The sequence below is a fragment of the Massilia sp. LXY-5 genome (assembly GCF_059801075.1).
Genome location: NZ_JBNNEH010000004.1, coordinates 17,375 through 34,738 on the forward strand (window position 1 = coordinate 17,375; position 17,364 = coordinate 34,738).

Below are 17,364 nucleotides of genomic sequence, written 5' to 3' on the forward strand. Positions count from 1 at the left end.
ACCCAAGCCTTTCGGCCGCCTGGCCGGGCGGCCGTGGTTTTTTGCCACATCAGGGGCGGGTGGGCTTGGGCGGGCATTTGGCGCCCTTGCAGGCGCCGGCCGCTTCCCGCTCGCCGCGGTGGCGCTCGGACTGCTGGATGATGGCCGAGATCAGGGCGACGTCGCTGTCGACCGGGGCCTCGGCGCCCGTTGCGGCCTTGCGCGCCCTGGCCGCAGGTGCGGGTCTGGCCTCGGGTTTGGCTTCCGGCCTGGCTTTCACCACGCTGCCGGCGCGTGCCGGTTTCGCAGGATGCGGTGCCGGCTTGGCCGCCTTCCCGGGCTTTTTCTCGGCGGCGCTGCGCGGTGCGGTGCGGGCCGGTTCTGCCTTCACCGGTTTCTCCACCACGCTTTCCTGTGCGGGACGGGGCGCCGGCGCGACCGGTTTCGCGCCACTCAGTTCCTGCGGCGGCAGCATCACCAGCGGCGGCACGGTGCTGGCGACCGCCGTATCGCGCTTGCGCGCGGACTCGTCGACGATCACGGCCGTGCGCGGGGCCTCGACGACCGGCGCCGGTGCGGCCGCCGGCGGCGATTGCGGCGGCGGGACGGCGTCGGTCATCGCCGGCGGCGCCACGACCGCGTCGTGCCGCGCCTGCAGCTCCTGCACGCCCTTGTGGTTGTCCCAGGCGAGCCAGGCGATGCCCCCGGCGAGGACGCCGGCCAGCGCCGCCGCCGCTCCGTACCAGGCCAGCCGCACGCCCGACATGCGGGTGCCCATGCGGCGCGCCGAATCGCGTTCGAGCATCGCGAGAATATTCTCTTCTCCAGCGCCGCGGCGCGACGACATCAGGTTTGGTCTTGTCGAGCCTGCTTGATTTTCGTCTGTAGGGCGCACGGCATACCTCCTAAGATGGACGTTCCTGCCTCGATTAGAAACGCTCCGGGAAAATCCATGCTGATCTTCCAGGTCTTCGACAAGGGTGTACTGGACGACGCCGAAGGGCGCCAGATCGATTTCCGCAACACGATCATCATCCTGACCTCGAACACGGCGTCGAGTACGATGATGCAGGCTTGCCTGAACAAGACGCCGGCCGAGATGCCCAAGCCCGACGAACTGGCGCAGCTGATCCGTCCCCAGCTGATGAAGCAGTTCAAGCCGGCCTTCCTGGGGCGCCTGGCGACCGTGCCTTTCTACCCGATTGCGGACGAGGTGCTGGCCAACATCATCCGCCTGAAACTGAACCGCATCGGCCAGCGCGTGCGCGACAACCATGGCGCGACGTTTGAATACGACGAGGCGCTGGTCAATGCCGTCCTCTCGCGCTGCACCGAGGTCGATTCCGGCGCCCGCAATGTCGACACCATCCTGAACGGCACGCTGCTGCCCGAGATCGCCGACAGCGTGCTGGCGAAGATGGCCGAGGGCGGGGCGATCGCGCGCATCAAGGTCGGGGCGACCAGGGCGGGCAAGTTCAAGTATGCGATCGATGCAGCGGCCTGAGGCAGGGAGCGAACATGTTCAAGGTCGACACTTTACTCAAGCCGGTCAGCGCCGCTTCCCCTTGCGGAGAGGACCTCGCGTTCTCGCCCGAAATCGACGCGATCGCCCAGGCGCGCAAGGCCGACGATCCGTCGATCGAGCAGGGCGCCTGGGTCACGACGCTCAAGGAAGCGGACTGGAAGTTCGTGACCAAACGCTGCGCGCTGCTGCTGGAGACGCGCAGCAAGGACCTGCAGCTGGCCGTCTGGCTGGCCGAAGCGGGCGCGAAGACGGGCGGGCTGCGCAGCCTCGGCGACGCGCTGTCGGTCGTGGCCGCCCTGTGCGAACGGTATTGGGACGGCCTGTATCCGCAGCCCGACGAAGACGGCTACGAGCGGCGCATCGGCAACCTGTGCTGGATCGCGGCGCGCGTGCCGCAGCTGGTGACCGAATGTCCGGTGACCGAAGGCACGGCCATTTCGATGCGCGACATCGAAGCGGCGCGGGCCCATGGCGCGGAGGCGATCGCCAATGTCGAGGCGGCGCGCGGCAAGACCTCGAAAGGCTTCCAGCAAGCCTTGCTCGAGGACTGCGACCACTGCCTGGCTGCGCTGGCCGAGCTGGAAAAAGCGGTCGACGCGCGCCTCGGCGCCGACGGTCCCGGCTTCAGCGGCGCACGCACGGCATTGCAGAACCTGGCGCATTTCGTCACGCCAGCCGCGGGCGCGGTCCTTGCCGCTGCTGCGTCGGCGCCGGCGACGCTGGCGCCGTCGGGCGCCGTCGTTCCGGCGGCAGCGGCCTTGCCGGCCTTTGCCGGCGTAATCGCGAGCCGCGCCCAGGCGCTGGGCCAGCTGCGCGCGGTGGCCGACTACTTCCGCCAGACCGAGCCGCACAGCCCGGTCGCCTACCTGGCCGAGAAGGCGGCGCACTGGGGCGAGCAGCCGCTGCACCTGTGGCTGAAAGCAGTCGTGAAGGACGCGGGCGCGCTGGCCCATGTGGAGGAACTGCTGGGAATCGTGCGGGAAGAGCAGGGGTGAACGAGGAAGACAGGGCGGCGCAAGCCGCCCTGTCGGTTGACGATCTCTTACTGCGCAGGCTTGTCGCCTTGCTGTGCACCTGGCTGGGTGCCTGAAGCGGCCTTGTCCGCTCCCGGCGTGACGAGCGAAGAAGCCTTGGCGATCTGCTCCTCGACATTCTTGACCGCGTCGCGCGTGGCCTGGGTCACCTGCTCGTAGCCCTTGAAGGCATTCTCGATCGCGGCCTTGATGATCTCGACCGCGTTTTCCGAACCCGGTTTGACGTTTTGCGTGACGTCGTAGATCAGCGCCGACAGCGTGCTTTTCGCCTCGGCCACGTGGACGTCGGCGGCGCGGCGGAATTCGCTTTGCATCTCCTCGATAATCACCTTCATCTGGTCGCGGTACTCGACGCCGCCGGACATATCCGGGGTCATGCGCGCCGAGAGTGCGTCGAACGCGGCGCGGGCGTCGCGTGCCTGCGAGAGGTCGCGGCTGGCCTCGAGCGTCTTGTCCATGGTGCTGCGGGCGGTGGCCATGTTCAGGGCCATCACCTGCTCCAGACCCTTCACCGTCTTGTTGGCAAGCATGTCGAAGGTCTGCATTTGCAGGTCAAACAGGGTTTTGGTAGCGGATGCGAATTGTTCCGGACTCGTGAACATCAATGTCTCCTCGGTTTTGTCGTTAAAGCGATCGGCGACCTGCGGACTAACACGAGCGCCTAACAAATCCGCCATGGCTGCGTTGCATTCGTCTCGCCGTACCAGCGTACTGTCTTCGACGATGCGCCTTGCCCTGACGGTTTTGTTAGGTGCTCTAAACCTATTATTTAACAACGATGAGCTTTTCGCAACGGCTGTCCCGATAGGGGCTGCGAATGCTTTCATCGTGCCCCGAGCATACTCCATATCCTGCGCAGACCGGGCTTTGGCTTGCGCTTCCCACGATGGGAAGGTGTATCCTGCTTTCCGATAACAGGAGCGAACATGGAAGTATTGAATATCGGCGAAGCGGCCAAAGCCTCGGGCGTATCGAGCAAGATGATCCGCCATTACGAGTCCATCGGCCTGATCGATGCCGCCCGGCGCACCGATGCCGGCTACCGGCTGTATGCGCAGCGCGATGTGCAGGTGCTGCAATTTATTCACCGCGCGCGGGCGCTGGGCTTTTCGCTGGAACAGATCCGGGAATTGCTGGCCCTGTGGCAGGACAAGGCGCGCGCCAGCGCCGACGTACGGGCCTTGGCGCGCAGCCATATCGGAGAGCTGGAAAAGAAAATTGCCGAGATGGAGGCAATGAAGCGCACGCTGGCCAAGCTGGCGGCGTCCTGCCATGGCGATGCGCGCGCCGATTGTCCAATTCTCGACGACCTGGCGGCAGGATAGAAAAGAGGGCGCACAACGCAAAACGCCGCAAACCTTTTGCAAGGATTGCGGCGTTTTGCGCCGGTCAGCCATCAACCAGAAAACTTTGGTGCCCACGGAGGGACTCGAACCCCCACACCTCGCGGCACATGGACCTGAACCATGCGCGTCTACCAATTCCGCCACGTGGGCCTACAAATACAACCAGGTACAACAAGATATTGCGGAGTACTGCCAGTAGATGGTGCCCACGGAGGGACTCGAACCCCCACACCTCGCGGCACATGGACCTGAACCATGCGCGTCTACCAATTCCGCCACGTGGGCACTGGTACTGCTCAATCTAACTACATGCTACCTTTGCAGTCCTGTGCTCGGGAGCACAGGCTACATGCTGATACTGCTGCGGACTTACTGCCAGTAGAGTGGTGCCCACGGAGGGACTCGAACCCCCACACCTCGCGGCACATGGACCTGAACCATGCGCGTCTACCAATTCCGCCACGTGGGCAATGTTGCAAACTACCGAAGCTGATACAATATCAGGCTTTCCTGATTTTCGCTAGATCAACTTTCGTCGCTCCAGCGCAGAAATCCTTTTACTGCCGCTGCTTTTCCTTCGCTTCACAATGCTGTCGTTGCGAAAGAGCCGAGATTATAGCGGAAGGTTTGCAAAAGTCAAAGACCCGCCTGTCGAGGCCGCAGCATCGACGCGGGCACGCTTCGTTAGGCGAATCCTGTCGTCCTCCGTTACACTACGCCTGACAAGGTGTCAATCCAACCAGGGTGCCGGCCGGTCCGGAACCTCATTAATAAGAAATTCAAGAAAACGATTTGAAGCAACCTACTCATACTATTCCTAGCCGAGAGGAAATTCTCGGCGTGTTCCGTGATGCAGGCACGTCGCTCGATGCGACCACGCTCGCACGTGCCCTGAACGTCAAGAGCGCCGCCGAAGAAGTCCTCGGCCGCCGCCTGAATGCGATGGAACGCGATGGCCAGATCCGCAGCGGCGGCAACGGCACTTATTCTCTGGCAGACCAGAGCGGCTTCATCGCCGGCAAGGTCAGCGCCCACCGCGACGGCTTCGGCTTCGTCATCCCCGACGAGCCGGGCAACGACCTGTTCCTGAACGATAAGGAAATGCAGAAAGTGCTGCATGGCGACCGCGTGCTGGCGAAAGTCACCGGTACCGACCGCCGCGGGCGCCTGGAAGGCACGATCGTCGAAGTCGTCGAACGCGCCAATACCCATGTGATCGGGCGCCTGCTGAACGAAGGCGGCGTCTGGGTCGTCTCTCCCGAAGACCAGCGCATGAACCAGGACATCCTGGTCGCCGGCTCGCCCGGCAAGGCGAAGGCCGGCCAGGTCGTCAGCGTCGAGCTGATCGAGCAGCCGGCCCGCTTCCAGCAGCCGACCGGCCGCATCGTCGAAGTGCTCGGCGAACTGGACGACCCGGGCATGGAAATCGAGATCGCCGTGCGCAAGTTCGGCGTGCCGCATGTGTTCTCGCCGAACGCGCTCAAGCAGGCGAACAAGCTGCCGAACGAAGTGGTCGATGCCGACCTGGCCGACCGCGTCGACCTGCGCGACGTGCCGCTGGTGACGATCGACGGCGAAGACGCACGCGACTTCGACGATGCCGTGTATTGCGAGCCGGTCAAGATCGGCCGCGAGAACGGCTTCCGCCTGCTGGTCGCCATCGCCGACGTCAGCCACTATGTGAAGCCGAACGACGGCCTGGATGTCGACGCCATCGAGCGCAGCACCTCGGTCTATTTCCCGCGCCGCGTGATCCCGATGCTGCCGGAAAAGCTGTCGAACGGCCTGTGTTCGCTGAACCCGGCGGTCGACCGCCTGAGCCTGGTCTGCGACATGGTCGTCAGCAGCGCTGGCGTCGTGCAGGCCTACCAGTTCTATCCGGCCGTGATCCACTCGGCCGCGCGCCTGACCTATAACCAGGTCGCCGACATCCTCAAGGATCCGCGCGGCGAAGAGGCGGGCCGCCGTCCGGCCATCGTGCCGCACCTGCAGAACCTGAACGGCGTGTTCCATGCCCTGCTGGCGGCACGCCAGGAGCGCGGCGCCATCGATTTCGAGACGACCGAGACCTATATCGTCTGCAATGCGATGGGCAAGATCGAAAAGATCATCCCGCGCACCCGCAACGATGCGCACCGCCTGATTGAAGAGTGCATGCTGGCCGCGAACGTCTGCGCCGCCGACCTGCTGATCCGCCACAAGCACCCGGGCACCTTCCGCATCCACGCCACGCCGACCGAGGAAAAGCTGAACCAGCTGCGTACCTTCCTCAAGATGACGGGCCTGAACCTGGGCGGCGGCCTGAAGCCGCAGGCGAGCGATTACGCAGCCCTGATGCGCGAGATCAAGGAGCGTCCGGACGCGACCCTGCTGCAGACCATGCTGCTGCGTTCGATGCAGCAAGCCGTCTACAGCCCGGACAACGTCGGCCACTTCGGCCTGGCCTACGAGGCCTATGCCCACTTCACCAGCCCGATCCGCCGTTATCCCGACCTGCTGACCCACCGCGCCATCAAGGCCGTGCTGGCGGGCAAGAAATACGAGCCGAAAGGCATCGACCTCGCCAAGCTGAACACGAACGTGTCGAACGCCACGCGCAAGCAGAAGGCGAAAGACAAGGCCGAAGGCAAGGCCAAGGACGAGAAGGACCTGACGATCTGGGACGCGCTCGGCGTGCACTGCTCGGCCAACGAGCGCCGCGCCGACGAGGCGTCGCGCGACGTCGAGAACTGGCTCAAGTGCTACTTCATGCAGGACAAGCTGGGCGAGTCCTTCACCGGCATCGTCGCCGGCGTGACGACCTTCGGCATCTTCGTCCAGCTCGACGAGCTGTATGTCGAAGGCCTGGTCCACGTGACGGGCCTGGGCGAAGATTATTTCCAGTACGACGAAGCGCGCCACCTGCTGCGCGGCGAGCGTACGGGTAAAACCTTCGGCCTGACCGACCGCGTCACCGTGCAGGTGGCCAAGGTCGACCTGGAAGCACGCAAGATCGACCTGGTGCTGGCGCAGGACGCCAATGCGGGGGCAGCGCCTGTGCAGCAACGTGAGCAGGGCGGCTCAAGCCGTCGTGGCGAGAACAAGTCGGACCGCAACCGCGGTGCGAACGCGCAGCCGGCAGCAGCGGCAGCGCCGGCGGCGCGCCAGGGCGGCAATGCCCTGGCCGAAGAAGGCAAGGGCAGCCGCTCGAAGCGTTCGCGCCGTGGACGCAAGGAGCGCGCGGCAGCACGCGAGCTGGCGGCGCAACTGCCGCAAACCGGGCAAGAGCAAGAGCAGGAGCAGAGCCCAGCCCAGCCACAATTCGACGCTGCCGCCAACGGCGTCGAGGTGACGGGCGGCGGTAAATCCAAGCGTTCGCGCAAGGAGCGCAGGGAGCGCGCCGCCGCGCGCGAGCTGGCCAATGCTGCACCGGCCCCGATGGAGCAGCCAGCGGTGCAAGCCGCTGAGCCGATCGCCGATGCCGCGCAAGCGAAGCCCGCCCGCCGTTCGCGCAAACTGCCGGCCGCGCTCGACATGGGCGCCGTGGTAGCGCCGCAGCCGGTCCTGGAGCAGGCGCCGGCACCTGAGCCTGCAGCTGCGCCGGTTGCCGCCAAGCGTCCGCGCAAAGCCAAGGCAGTCGCCGAGGCGCCGGTCGAGGCAGTTGCTGTCGTTCAGGCCGAGCCCGAAGCAGCGCCGAAGCGCGCACGCCGCACCAAGGCGGCCGAAGCCGTGGTTCCGGTCGCCGTAGCGGAAGAGGCGCCAGCCAAGCCGCGCCGTGCCCGTGCCGTCAAGGCGGAAGCAGCGCCGGCAGTGGAAGCTGCCGCGCCAGCCCCGGCAGCAAAAAAGAGCGTCGCCAAAAAGAGCGTCGCCAAAAAGAGCGCCGCCACCAAGCCCGCCGCCAGGACGGCGAGTGCACCATCCAAAACGAGCAGCAAGAAGAAAAGTAACGCATGAAGAATAAAATGATTTTCGGCTTCCACGCCGTGACCTCGCGCCTGCGCCATGAGGCGCAGTCGGTGGAAGAAATTTTCGTCGATGCCGAGCGCAACGACGCCCGCATGAAAGCCCTGATCGCCAACGCGAAAGAGGCGGGCGTGCGCGTCATGCCGGTCGAGGCCGCGCGCCTCGACAAGATCGTCGGCACCCGCCGGCACCAGGGCGTGATCGCCTTCGCCAGCCAGCTGGCGCTGGCGCGCAACCTTGACGAGCTGCTCGATGCAATCGAAGGTCCGCCGCTGCTGCTGATCCTCGACGGCATCACCGATCCGCACAACCTGGGCGCCTGCCTGCGCGTGGCCGACGGCGTCGGCGCGCACGCGGTCATCGTGCCGAAGGACCGCGCGGTCGGTCTGAACGCCACCGCCGCCAAGGTCGCCAGCGGCGCTGCCGAGACGGTTCCTTACATCACGGTGACGAACCTGGCGCGCACCATGCGCGAGCTGAAGGACCGCGGCATCTGGCTGATCGGCACGTCCGACGACGCCGACAAGGGCCTGTACGAAGCCGACTTCACCGGCCCGACGGCGCTGGTGATGGGTTCCGAAGGCGAGGGCATGCGCCGCCTGACGCGTGAGACCTGCGACCTGCTGGTCAGCATCCCGATGTTCGGCTCGGTCGAGAGCCTGAACGTCTCGGTCGCCTCGGGCGTCTGCCTGTACGAAGCGCGCCGCCAGCGCGGTATCAATGTCTGAAAGCCGGTGCTAAATCCTTAGCCTCGTTGCAAGCACTGTTTGACGCGTGGGCTCAAGAGCCCACCCTACGGTGCACAACAGTCGCTGGCTGTCGCGTAACGTAGGGTGGGCTCTTGAGCCCACGCGTATCAGCGCACAACGCATGCGCCGGCAACGGCCACGCCCGCCGTCGCGGGCAATCCCTCCAAATTGACCCCCTCCCAAGCAATGTGTAGCCGTATAAGCTACCATTTGCCCCTGTTTTCCTTCTGTACTTATTATGTTTTCCTCGTTGCGCGAAGATATCAAGAGCATCATCGAACGCGACCCGGCCGCCCGTAACGGCTGGGAAGTGCTGACCTGCTATCCAGGCCTGCACGCGATCGTCCTGCACAACTGGGCGCATGCCTGCTGGAACCTGAACCTGAAGTGGCTCGGCCGCTTCATTTCCTACCTCGCGCGCGTCATTACCGGCATCGAAATCCACCCCGGCGCGACCATCGGCCGGCGCGTCTTCATCGACCATGGCTTCGGCGTGGTCATCGGCGAAACCGCCGTCGTCGGCGACGACTGCACCATCTACCAGGGTGTCACCCTCGGCGGCACCACGCTGGTGGCCGGCACCAAGCGCCATCCGACGCTCGAGCGCGGCGTGATCGTCGGCGCCGGTGCCCAGGTGCTGGGCGCGTTCACGGTAGGGGAATTTGCGAAAGTCGGCTCGAATGCCGTGGTGGTGAAACCGGTCCCGGCAGGCGCCACCGCGGTCGGCAACCCGGCCCACATCATCCGCAAGGAAGACCAGTCGCGCAGCGCGCGCATGTTCGCGGCCTACGGCGTCGCGGCGAACGGAGACGATCCCGTTTCGAAAGCCCTGCGCGGCCTGATCGATCACGTGGCGCGCCAGGACGAGCAGCTCGAACGCCTGACGGCCACCATCAAGGCGGCCGGCATCGCCTGCCCGAACATGCTCGAGGGTGATAAACTCGATTCAGCCGAACTGAACCGGCTCGTCGATTAAGGAAGCCATGACTGAAGAAACAATCGCCGGCGTCGGTACGGCGCCCGTGCTCGACCCGTTCGAGATCCGCGTGCTGGCCGTGCTGGCCGAAAAAGAGGCGCTCACGCCGGACAATTATCCGATGTCGCTCAACGCCATCGTGAATGGCTGCAATCAATTGTCGAGCCGCGATCCGGTGATGCAGCTGTCCGAAGACACGGTGCAGGACACCCTGCAGCGCCTGATCGAGCGGCGCCTGGTGAGCGGCATCAGCGCCGCCGGCGCCCGGGTCACGAAATACGAGCACCGGATGCGCATCAAATGGACGCTCGAGCAGGACAAGGTGGCGGTCCTGACCGTGCTGATGCTGCGCGGCCTGCAGACCGCCGGCGAGATCCGCACCCGCACCGGCCGCCTGCACGAGTTCAAGTCGGTGGCCGACGTCGAGGCGACGCTGCAGTTCCTGATCGATAAATATCCGCCGCTGGTGGCGAAACTGGAGCGCGCGCCCGGCACCAAGGAATCGCGCTACGGCCAGCTGCTGGGCGGCGAGATCTCCACCGCCCGCGACGACTCGGCATTCGGCAGCGCCGCCGCCCCGGCGGCGCCATCCTCCCGCATCGGCCAGCTGGAAGAGGAAGTCGCCGCAGTGCGCGCCGAACTTGAAGAGCTCAAGGCGCAGTTCGAGGCGTTTCGCCAGCAGTTCCAGTAGGCGCCGCGGGCGAGGCGGGCGGGGCCGTGCCGAATTCCAGTTCCACCAGCGCCTCGTCGCTCCATTCGGCGTCGCTCAGGCCTACGAGGAAGTGTTTTTTTCCGGTCTCCAGTACCATGCTGCGCCCACCTTCGCGCAACGTGGCTGCGAGGATCGATGTCTCGGTATTAAAGCGGAACCCTGCGCGGCGTTCCTTTTCCGAGAAAAAGTTGCACCAGTCCCGGTTCAACAGCACGCTGTTCAGTGTCAGCACCCAGAACAGGGGAATTTCTTCCTTCGCGATCGCAACCGTGACCTTGCATTCCAGGCGCAGGTCGCCCAGACGCCGCATATTGTCCGGCAAGCCGGGCGTACGCACCTCCGGCACGATCCGATAGTCCTTGCGCTTCTGGTTCAGCACCAGTTCGCCCCCGGCGTCGAGCGCCGCTTCGCTGCGGGGCACCGTGAAGCGGTTACTGGTGTCGAGCGCCAGCGGCAGGATGAAATCGTGCTCGCCTTCGATGCGTACGGTCGGCTGTTCGGGCAGCCCGGAATCATGGCGTGCTTCGATCCGGAAACGCAGCGCAGGAATGTTCGGGGCCAGCGCATGGTGCCGCTCAAAGCTGTCGAGGCCTGCCAGGATCGCCTTGTACTTGCGCAGCTCCGGATGACGCAGGGCGTTGACGTGGATCGTCGAGGGCTCATCGACCCCTGGCACCGCCGCGGCCGGGCCGCAGAGGAGCAGGGAGCCGAGCGCACATGCAAGCAATGTGCGCCGCATGCTTAACCCTCGTCGCGCCAGCGGCGCAGGCGGATCGCCGCGAAGATCATCGCCACGCCGGCCAGCACGCCAGCCCAGAGTTCAGGCTTGGACAGCGTCGACCATGAGTAGGCGAGCATCGTCATCATGTCGACGCCTTGATGGGTCGGCATCGGCAGGTCGCCGCCGGCGTTCATGAACCAGGTTCCGGGAATCAAGCCGAGCAGGATCGCCTCCAGCACCTTTTGGACGGCATGGCCGATGTTGAGGGCCGGCCCCTGGTAGGTCATCGCGATCAGGTATTCGAGCCACTTCAGCAGCACGGCGGTGATCAGCGGCACGCCGACGGCCCACAGGAAGACCTTCGATTTGGCCCAGCTCGACACCAGCAGCAGCCAGCCGGCAGTCGGCAGCGCCCACAGGATGTAGACCGGCACCATGCCGACCAGGTACAGCGGTGCGAGGTAGAAATTCACGTTGGTCAGCACCGGGCCGAACAGGCTGATCCCGAGATGGCTTGCCGCAAGCGCTCCGAGGAACCAGATCGCCAGCGCCGCGGCGGTCGCCACGCCGATCGTGATCATGGGCGCCACCACCAGGACCGTGACCAGCTTCGACAGCACGGTATCGGCGTCCGAGATCGGCAGCGACTTCCAGAACAGGATGCTGCGGTCGCGCCGGTCGTCGTAGAGCGCGGCCAGGCAGTAGAAGAAGGCCACGACCGGCAACACGACGAAGATCGGCGCGCCGACGGCGATGTAGTTATTCGCGGCCATGCTCGCCACCTCGGCACGCTTCTCGCTCGTCATGACGTTCGCGATCGAGGTGTGGTGTACTTCCTCGCCGTCGACCCGGATGCTGACGTTGTCGGCGGCCATCTTGCCGCTTGCGACGCCGTAGCCGAGCACGCCGCCCACCAGCACCACCATGATGATCGCGGCAATCAGCGGCGCCCAGACAAACCCTCCCTTGTGCTCCCAGAACTCGCGGCGGAGCAGCCATTTCATCGTATTCATGCGTAGGTTCCTTTCATGGTTGCCACGAACAGGTCGGCGACGCTCGGATTGCGCGTTTCGCCGAGGGCCGAGAGCTGGGCGCGCGAGACGCCGCCGGCGCGGGCCGAGTCGAACAGCATCACGTTCTTGCCGAACACGGTGCGCTGGTCGAGCGGCTGCAGCGCGTTGGCGGCATTCACCTTGTCGGCCGCCACCATCACTTCGACATAGCGCTCGCCGACTTCGTCCATCGAGGCGGCCAGCACGATCTTGCCGTCGCGGATGAACAGCAGGTCGGTCAGGATGTGCTCGACTTCCTCGACCTGGTGCGTGGTGATGATGATGGTCTTGTTCTCGTCAAAATAGTCTTCCAGCAGGTTCTGGTAGAACTGCTTGCGGTAGATGATGTCGAGGCCCAGGGTCGGCTCGTCGAGCACGAGCAGCTTGGCGTCGATCGCCATCACCAGGGCCAGGTGCAGCTGGACGATCATGCCCTTCGACATTTCCTTGACCTTCATGGTCGGACGCAGGCGGGTGTTGGCGATGTATTTTTCGGCCCGCGAGCGGTCGAAGCGCGGATGGACGCCGGCCACGAAGTCGATCGCGTCCATCACGCGCAGCCAGCGCGGCAGGATGGCGACGTCGGCGATGAAGCACACGTCCTGCATCAGGGCGTCGCGCTGGGTGCGCGGATCCTTGCCCATGACCGTCAGTTCGCCGTCGAAGGGGATCAGGCCGAGCGCCGCCTTCAGGGTCGTGGTCTTGCCCGAACCGTTGGGGCCGATCAGCCCGACGATGCGTCCGGCCGGGATATCGAAATCGATGCCGTCGATGGCGGTCTGCTTGCCGTAGCGCTTGGTCAGGCCACGGGCGGAAATCACGGCGCTCATGCTGAACCTCCCGGCTGCGTGGTGTGCAGCAGCTGTTCGACGTTCAGGCCCAGCAGGCGGATGCGTTCCACCATGGCCGGCCACTCTTCGCGCAGGAAGCGCTCGCGTTCGCTTGCAAGCAGTTTCTCGCTCGCTCCTTCAGTCACGTACATGCCAATCCCCCTTCGTTTTTCTACTAGGTTTTCGTCCACCAGTTCCTGGTATGCCTTGGAAACGGTGATCGGGTTCAGTTGGTACTCGGCCGCGATCTGGCGAACCGAGGGCAGGGCGTCGCCGGCCTTCAGGATGCCGTCGAGCATCATATCGATGACCCGGTCCTTCAGCTGGCGGTAAATGGGTGCGTTGTCGTTCCAGCCGATGTTCATGGATGGCCTCCCTGTCGCTCGGCTGCTGCAGCATGCTCAATCATCTCTGGCTCCTGTGTTGATCGAATGCGGTGGTGTTGTAGTGAAGTATGACACCAGCACTTTTCGGCGAAACCGGAATGCGATGAACTGCAAAAAAGCGGCACTGAACGGCGCAAAGCGCATGGCAAGCCGAACGCGACAGTGCTCGACGCACAACCCGGCCGTGCCCATCAGGCTGTGCGGCGCGCTCATGGCTCGCGCATGCCGACATGATAGAGAAAATTTCTTGCTGAAAACTAACGAACTGTTACAAATGACGCCGGCACGCAGGCCGGCAGGCGGCTCCCAATCTGCACATGAATCTGCTTCAAAAGGTTCGTTTAGGAAACAGTTGGGCTTCATTATGCCCGCAGAGAAATTGTTTCATCTCGTTTGGGTACGTTTCCAGCATGAATCGTATCGAGCGCCGCTGTTGAGAAAAATGTGTGAAAATCAATTATCAAAATTTCTTGTATTTTTTGCATCATCAACATTGCGTGTCGCATAGGCGAACGGTGTAGTTCGCCCCAATAAGTGCTCAAGGAGAATAAATTGAAACTCAAACGATTTGAATTTGCAGTTGCCACGGCCCTGGTCGTATTACTGGCTGGTTGCGGCGGAGGCGGGGGCGGCGGCGGCGGTGGCGGATCGACCGGCGGCACGAACCCGACCACGCCTGCAACCCAGTACACGCTGGGCGGCACCGTGTACGGCCTGGCAGCCGGCACGCCGGTCACCGTCTCCAATGGTGGCGAGAAGAAGATCATTACCTCCAACGGCGCGTTCACCCTCGACACCAAGCTCAATGCCGGTGCCAGCTACAACATCGAGGCGATCGCGCCTGCGGGTTATACCTGCCAGGTCGGCAATGGTTCGGGCACGATCAACGCCAACCTCAACAATGCGACCATCGCCTGCGCGCCGGTCCTGGGTAACCAGGTGGCGGGCCAGGTCGCCGGCCTGTCGACCGCACTGAAGGAACCGCTCGCCGTCACCGCCGACGCCAACGGCAACGTGTACGTGCTCGACGCGGGCCCGCACAGCGTGCTGAAGCTGGACAAGGCCAGCCAGCAGATCTCCACCTTCGCCGGCGGCACCGGCAAGCCGGGTACGGCCGACGGCGCAGCTGGCGCAGCCCAATTCTGGCTGGGCGGCGCCGGCGGCGCCGTCGTCGATGCACAGGGCAACCTGTTCCTGTCCGACGGCTGCAACGGCGAGATTCGTAAAGTCGCGCCGGACGGCACGGTCTCGACCCTCGCCGGCGGCGGCACGGTCGTCTGCAAGAACGTGGCAACGGCCAGCATGGGCCAGGTCAATGCGACCGGCACCGCTGCCCGCTTCGAACGCCCGGGCTCGCTCGTCTCCGACGGCGCCGGCGGCGTCATCGTGATCGACTCCCAGACCTCGCAGCCTGCCGTGCGCCTCGTGAGCGCGGCCGGCGTGGTGACCACCCGTACCTACCCACAACCGGATCCATCGGCGACGATCACCCTGCAACGGGTCGCGCGCGCCCCGGACGGTGGCCTGTTCTTCTCGGACTCGAACAACCGTATCTGGAAAGACGTCAATGGCGCGCTGGTCCTGTTTGTCGGCAAACTGAGCGGCTTGTCGTATGAAGACGGTACCGGCGCGAATGCACGCTTCCGCGCCATCACCGGCATGACCTTCGCAAACGGCGACATGTACGTGACCGACCTGGCGAAGGTGCGCAAAGTGACCGGCGCAGGCGTCGTGACGACCCTGGCCGGCAACGACAACCGCGCCAGTGTGGATGGACAAGGCGCCGCAGCGTCCTTCAGTACCCTGTTGTCGATTACCTTCGACGGTACCGACCTGATCGTCGTCGACAGTGGCCAGGAAATCCTGCGCAAGGTCAGCCTGACCGGCGCGGTAAGCACCGTGAAAGCCACCCCGGCGCTGCGCGCCAGCGTCGACGGTCCAGGCATTGCTGCACGTTTCGGCTCCTTCAGCTCGCTGGCCGCCGGTAGCGACGGCAACCTGTACTCGGTCGACCCGGCCGGCCACGTGGTGCGCAAGGCAACGCCGGCAGGCTTCGTGACGACGGTTGGCGGCAAGGCTGGCACGCCGGGCAACGACAACGGCGCGCTGGCGACGGCAACCTTCAACACGCCGCAACGCATCGCGGCCGGCAAGGATGGCAGCCTGTGGATCGCGCAAACGGATGGCGTGCGCCGCATCCTGAACAACGAGGTGACGACCCCGGATGCCTCGATCAAGGCAGTCAACCTCGCGGTCGAGCCGAGCGGCAACGCAGTGGTCGTGACCGGCACCAACTCGGGCGAAGTGATCCGCGTTACCCCGGCCGGCGCGCGCACCGTGCTGGTCAACACGGCGCAGATCGCGGCCCTGTTCCCTGCCCGTACCGGCGTCAAGTTCACGCCGCAATCGGTCGTCGTCGACGCCGCCGGCAATATTTACATTGCCGATACCGCCACGGCAGCCGTCTACAAGTACTCGACCGCGGGTGTGTTGAGCGTCTTCGCCGGCACGCCGTTCAATGAAACCGGCAATATCGACGGTGCGGTGGGCGTCGCTACCCTCGGTTTCTATGAAATCGACCACATGGCGATCGACGACGCGGGCAACCTGTACCTCAGCGGCCAGGGCAGCGTGCGCAAGATCAGCCCGGCAGGTGTGGTGTCGTCGCCGACCTACGGCTGGGGCAATGCCGACATCGGCGCCGTCGCGGTCCTGGGCGGCAAGCTGTACGGCATGACGCGCTACGCGCTGCTGCAGTCCAGTCTGTAATCAGGACAGGACGGGCGAGCCGTCGATGCCATGTCTCGTTACCGAGCCATGGTCATCGACGGCGATCCAGCCGCCACGCGGCGGCTGGACATCCAGCTCCCAGTCGGGCAGGACATAGCGGCGCTTGCCGCCATGCAGGTGCAGGGCAGGGCGGTGGGTATGGCCGTGGATCAGCACCTCGACCCCGAGGGTCTCGAACAGGGCGTCGATCGCAGCGGGCGTGACATCCATGATCTCGTAGGACTTGGTCGTATGCGCTTCGCGGCTCCCTTCGCGCAGGCCGGCGATGATCGCCTTGCGCTGGGCCAGCGGCATGGCCAGGAACTGTTCCTGCCAGGCTTGATTGCGCACCATCGCGCGAAATTCCATGTACTTGATATCGAGCGTGCATTCGGCATCGCCGTGCACGAGGGCAATGCGCTGGCCGGCTATCGTGGCCACGTGCGGTTCGTCCAGCAGGCGCAAGCCGGCCGCTTGCGCAAAACCGGCGCCGACGAGAAAGTCGCGGTTGCCCGCCATCCAGAACACTTCCACCCCAAGATCCGCCAGCGCCCGCAGGGCTGCGATCACGCGCGCGTGGAAGGGCGTGTCCAGGTCGTCGTCGCCGGCCCAGTATTCGAAGATGTCGCCAAGGAGATAGAGCTGGTCCGCATGCGCCGCCTGCTCGTCGAGGAAGCGGAAGAAGGCTTCTGCCGTCAGCGGATGGGATTCCTGCAGGTGCAGGTCGGAAATGAAAAGCGCGGCCGTGCGCGCGGGAGTGATCATAAAAAAACTTTCTCCCGCGCGAGGGGTGGTACTAGACGGTACTAATTAGATGACTTCGGCTTTTTCGATGATGATCGGCTCGACCGGCACGTCCGCGTGCATGCCGGCACGCGACGTGGCGACCTTGTTCAGCTCGTCGACGACTTCAGTGCCCGCGGTGACCTTGCCGAAGACGGCATAGCCCCAGCCGTCCTGGCCCGGGTAGTTCAGGAAGTCGTTATTCTTGGTGTTGATGAAGAACTGGGCCGATGCCGAGTGCGGGGCCGAGGTGCGGGCCATGGCGACGGTGTACTTGTCGTTCTTCAGGCCGTTCTTGCCTTCGTTCTCGACGGTCGCGTCGGTCGGCTTTTGCTTCATGCCTGGCTCGAAACCGCCGCCCTGGATCATGAAGTCCTTGATCACGCGGTGGAAGATCGTGTTGCTGAAGTGACCCTTGTTCACGTAGTCCAGGAAGTTGGCAACGGTCTTCGGCGCTTTCTCGGCGTCGAGTTCGATGGTGATGTTGCCCTTGTTGGTGGTCAGCAGTACGGAGGTCATGGGTAATCCTGTTCTATTTGTTGAAGAAGAATGCAAGACCG

At 64.5% G+C, this 17,364-nt stretch carries 15 protein-coding genes, 3 tRNA genes and 2 pseudogenes; 9 read left to right on the forward strand and 11 right to left on the reverse strand.

Annotated features, from left to right (window positions below):
• Nucleotides 1-49 precede the first annotated feature (49 nt).
• On the reverse strand, nt 50-826 hold the full coding sequence (locus ACI48I_RS14300) for a hypothetical protein (protein WP_498574541.1): 777 nt from the start codon (nt 824-826) through the stop codon (nt 50-52).
• Between the two features lie 108 nt (nt 827-934).
• Between ACI48I_RS14300 and ACI48I_RS14305 the strand changes: the two are divergent.
• Nucleotides 935-1,483 (forward strand): annotated as a pseudogene (locus tag ACI48I_RS14305) (AAA family ATPase); the annotation flags it as partial.
• Between the two features lie 14 nt (nt 1,484-1,497).
• A complete protein-coding gene (gene tssA / locus ACI48I_RS14310) occupies nt 1,498-2,499 on the forward strand; it encodes a type VI secretion system protein TssA (protein WP_498574542.1) in 1,002 nt (333 codons plus the stop codon).
• Between the two features lie 47 nt (nt 2,500-2,546).
• Here the strand turns inward: tssA and ACI48I_RS14315 are convergent, their stop codons facing one another.
• On the reverse strand, nt 2,547-3,140 hold the full coding sequence (locus ACI48I_RS14315; protein WP_193686286.1) for a phasin family protein: 594 nt from the start codon (nt 3,138-3,140) through the stop codon (nt 2,547-2,549).
• A 333-nt stretch (nt 3,141-3,473) separates the two neighbouring features.
• Between ACI48I_RS14315 and cueR the strand changes: the two genes are divergently transcribed.
• On the forward strand, nt 3,474-3,863 hold the full coding sequence (gene cueR, locus ACI48I_RS14320; RefSeq protein WP_498574636.1) for a Cu(I)-responsive transcriptional regulator: 390 nt from the start codon (nt 3,474-3,476) through the stop codon (nt 3,861-3,863).
• Nucleotides 3,864-3,949: 86 nt separating this feature from the next.
• On the opposite strand, the gene ACI48I_RS14325 is transcribed toward cueR, so the two are convergent.
• From ACI48I_RS14325 to ACI48I_RS14335, 3 genes are all read right to left on the reverse strand, one after another.
• Nucleotides 3,950-4,034 (reverse strand) — tRNA-Leu (locus ACI48I_RS14325).
• A 50-nt stretch (nt 4,035-4,084) separates the two neighbouring features.
• A tRNA-Leu gene (locus ACI48I_RS14330) sits at nt 4,085-4,169 on the reverse strand.
• Between the two features lie 99 nt (nt 4,170-4,268).
• A tRNA-Leu gene (locus tag ACI48I_RS14335) sits at nt 4,269-4,353 on the reverse strand.
• Between the two features lie 323 nt (nt 4,354-4,676).
• On the opposite strand from ACI48I_RS14335, the pseudogene rnr reads away from it, so the two are divergent.
• The 4 genes and pseudogenes from rnr to ACI48I_RS14355 all read left to right on the forward strand — a co-directional run.
• Nucleotides 4,677-6,890 (forward strand): annotated as a pseudogene (rnr, locus tag ACI48I_RS14340) (ribonuclease R); the annotation flags it as partial.
• Between the two features lie 923 nt (nt 6,891-7,813).
• Nucleotides 7,814-8,554 carry a 23S rRNA (guanosine(2251)-2'-O)-methyltransferase RlmB gene (gene rlmB / locus ACI48I_RS14345; protein ID WP_193686283.1) on the forward strand — a complete coding sequence of 247 codons (741 nt, stop codon included), beginning with the start codon at nt 7,814-7,816 and terminating at the stop codon, nt 8,552-8,554.
• A gap of 259 nt (nt 8,555-8,813) precedes the next feature.
• A complete protein-coding gene (gene cysE, locus ACI48I_RS14350; protein ID WP_193686282.1) occupies nt 8,814-9,551 on the forward strand; it encodes a serine O-acetyltransferase in 738 nt (245 codons plus the stop codon).
• 7 nt (nt 9,552-9,558) lie between these two features.
• Nucleotides 9,559-10,242, forward strand: a complete 684-nt coding sequence (locus tag ACI48I_RS14355; RefSeq protein WP_193686281.1) for a YceH family protein — start codon at nt 9,559-9,561, stop codon at nt 10,240-10,242.
• On the opposite strand, the gene ACI48I_RS14360 is transcribed toward ACI48I_RS14355, so the two are convergent.
• The 4 genes from ACI48I_RS14360 to ACI48I_RS14375 are packed head-to-tail and all read right to left on the reverse strand — an operon-like array spanning nt 10,202 to nt 13,231.
• Nucleotides 10,202-11,002, reverse strand: coding sequence for a hypothetical protein (locus tag ACI48I_RS14360; protein ID WP_498574543.1), 801 nt, complete (start codon nt 11,000-11,002; stop codon nt 10,202-10,204). The genes ACI48I_RS14355 and ACI48I_RS14360 overlap by 41 nt on opposite strands.
• A 2-nt stretch (nt 11,003-11,004) precedes the next feature.
• A complete protein-coding gene (locus ACI48I_RS14365; protein ID WP_193686279.1) occupies nt 11,005-11,997 on the reverse strand; it encodes an ABC transporter permease subunit in 993 nt (330 codons plus the stop codon).
• Complete coding sequence (locus ACI48I_RS14370; protein WP_193686278.1) at nt 11,994-12,866, reverse strand: ABC transporter ATP-binding protein; 873 nt, start codon at nt 12,864-12,866, stop codon at nt 11,994-11,996. Before ACI48I_RS14370 ends, ACI48I_RS14365 begins: the two co-directional genes overlap by 4 nt.
• Nucleotides 12,863-13,231, reverse strand: coding sequence for a GntR family transcriptional regulator (locus tag ACI48I_RS14375; RefSeq protein WP_193686277.1), 369 nt, complete (start codon nt 13,229-13,231; stop codon nt 12,863-12,865). The genes ACI48I_RS14370 and ACI48I_RS14375 overlap by 4 nt, the downstream gene beginning before the upstream one ends.
• Between ACI48I_RS14375 and ACI48I_RS14380 the strand changes: the two genes are divergently transcribed.
• Both ACI48I_RS14380 and ACI48I_RS14385 read left to right on the forward strand, forming a co-directional pair.
• Nucleotides 13,230-13,760, forward strand: coding sequence for a hypothetical protein (locus ACI48I_RS14380; protein WP_498574544.1), 531 nt, complete (start codon nt 13,230-13,232; stop codon nt 13,758-13,760). The two genes, ACI48I_RS14375 and ACI48I_RS14380, sit on opposite strands and share 2 nt — an antisense overlap.
• 44 nt (nt 13,761-13,804) lie before the next feature.
• On the forward strand, nt 13,805-16,021 hold the full coding sequence (locus ACI48I_RS14385) for a hypothetical protein (RefSeq protein ID WP_498574545.1): 2,217 nt from the start codon (nt 13,805-13,807) through the stop codon (nt 16,019-16,021).
• On the opposite strand, the gene ACI48I_RS14390 is transcribed toward ACI48I_RS14385, so the two are convergent.
• Both ACI48I_RS14390 and ACI48I_RS14395 read right to left on the reverse strand, forming a co-directional pair.
• Nucleotides 16,022-16,786: a UDP-2,3-diacylglucosamine diphosphatase gene (locus ACI48I_RS14390; protein ID WP_498574546.1), complete on the reverse strand. Its 765-nt coding sequence runs from the start codon at nt 16,784-16,786 to the stop codon at nt 16,022-16,024. It lies immediately after the preceding gene.
• Nucleotides 16,787-16,831: 45 nt separating this feature from the next.
• On the reverse strand, nt 16,832-17,323 hold the full coding sequence (locus ACI48I_RS14395) for a peptidylprolyl isomerase (RefSeq protein WP_193686273.1): 492 nt from the start codon (nt 17,321-17,323) through the stop codon (nt 16,832-16,834).
• Between the last annotated feature and the right edge of the window lie 41 nt (nt 17,324-17,364).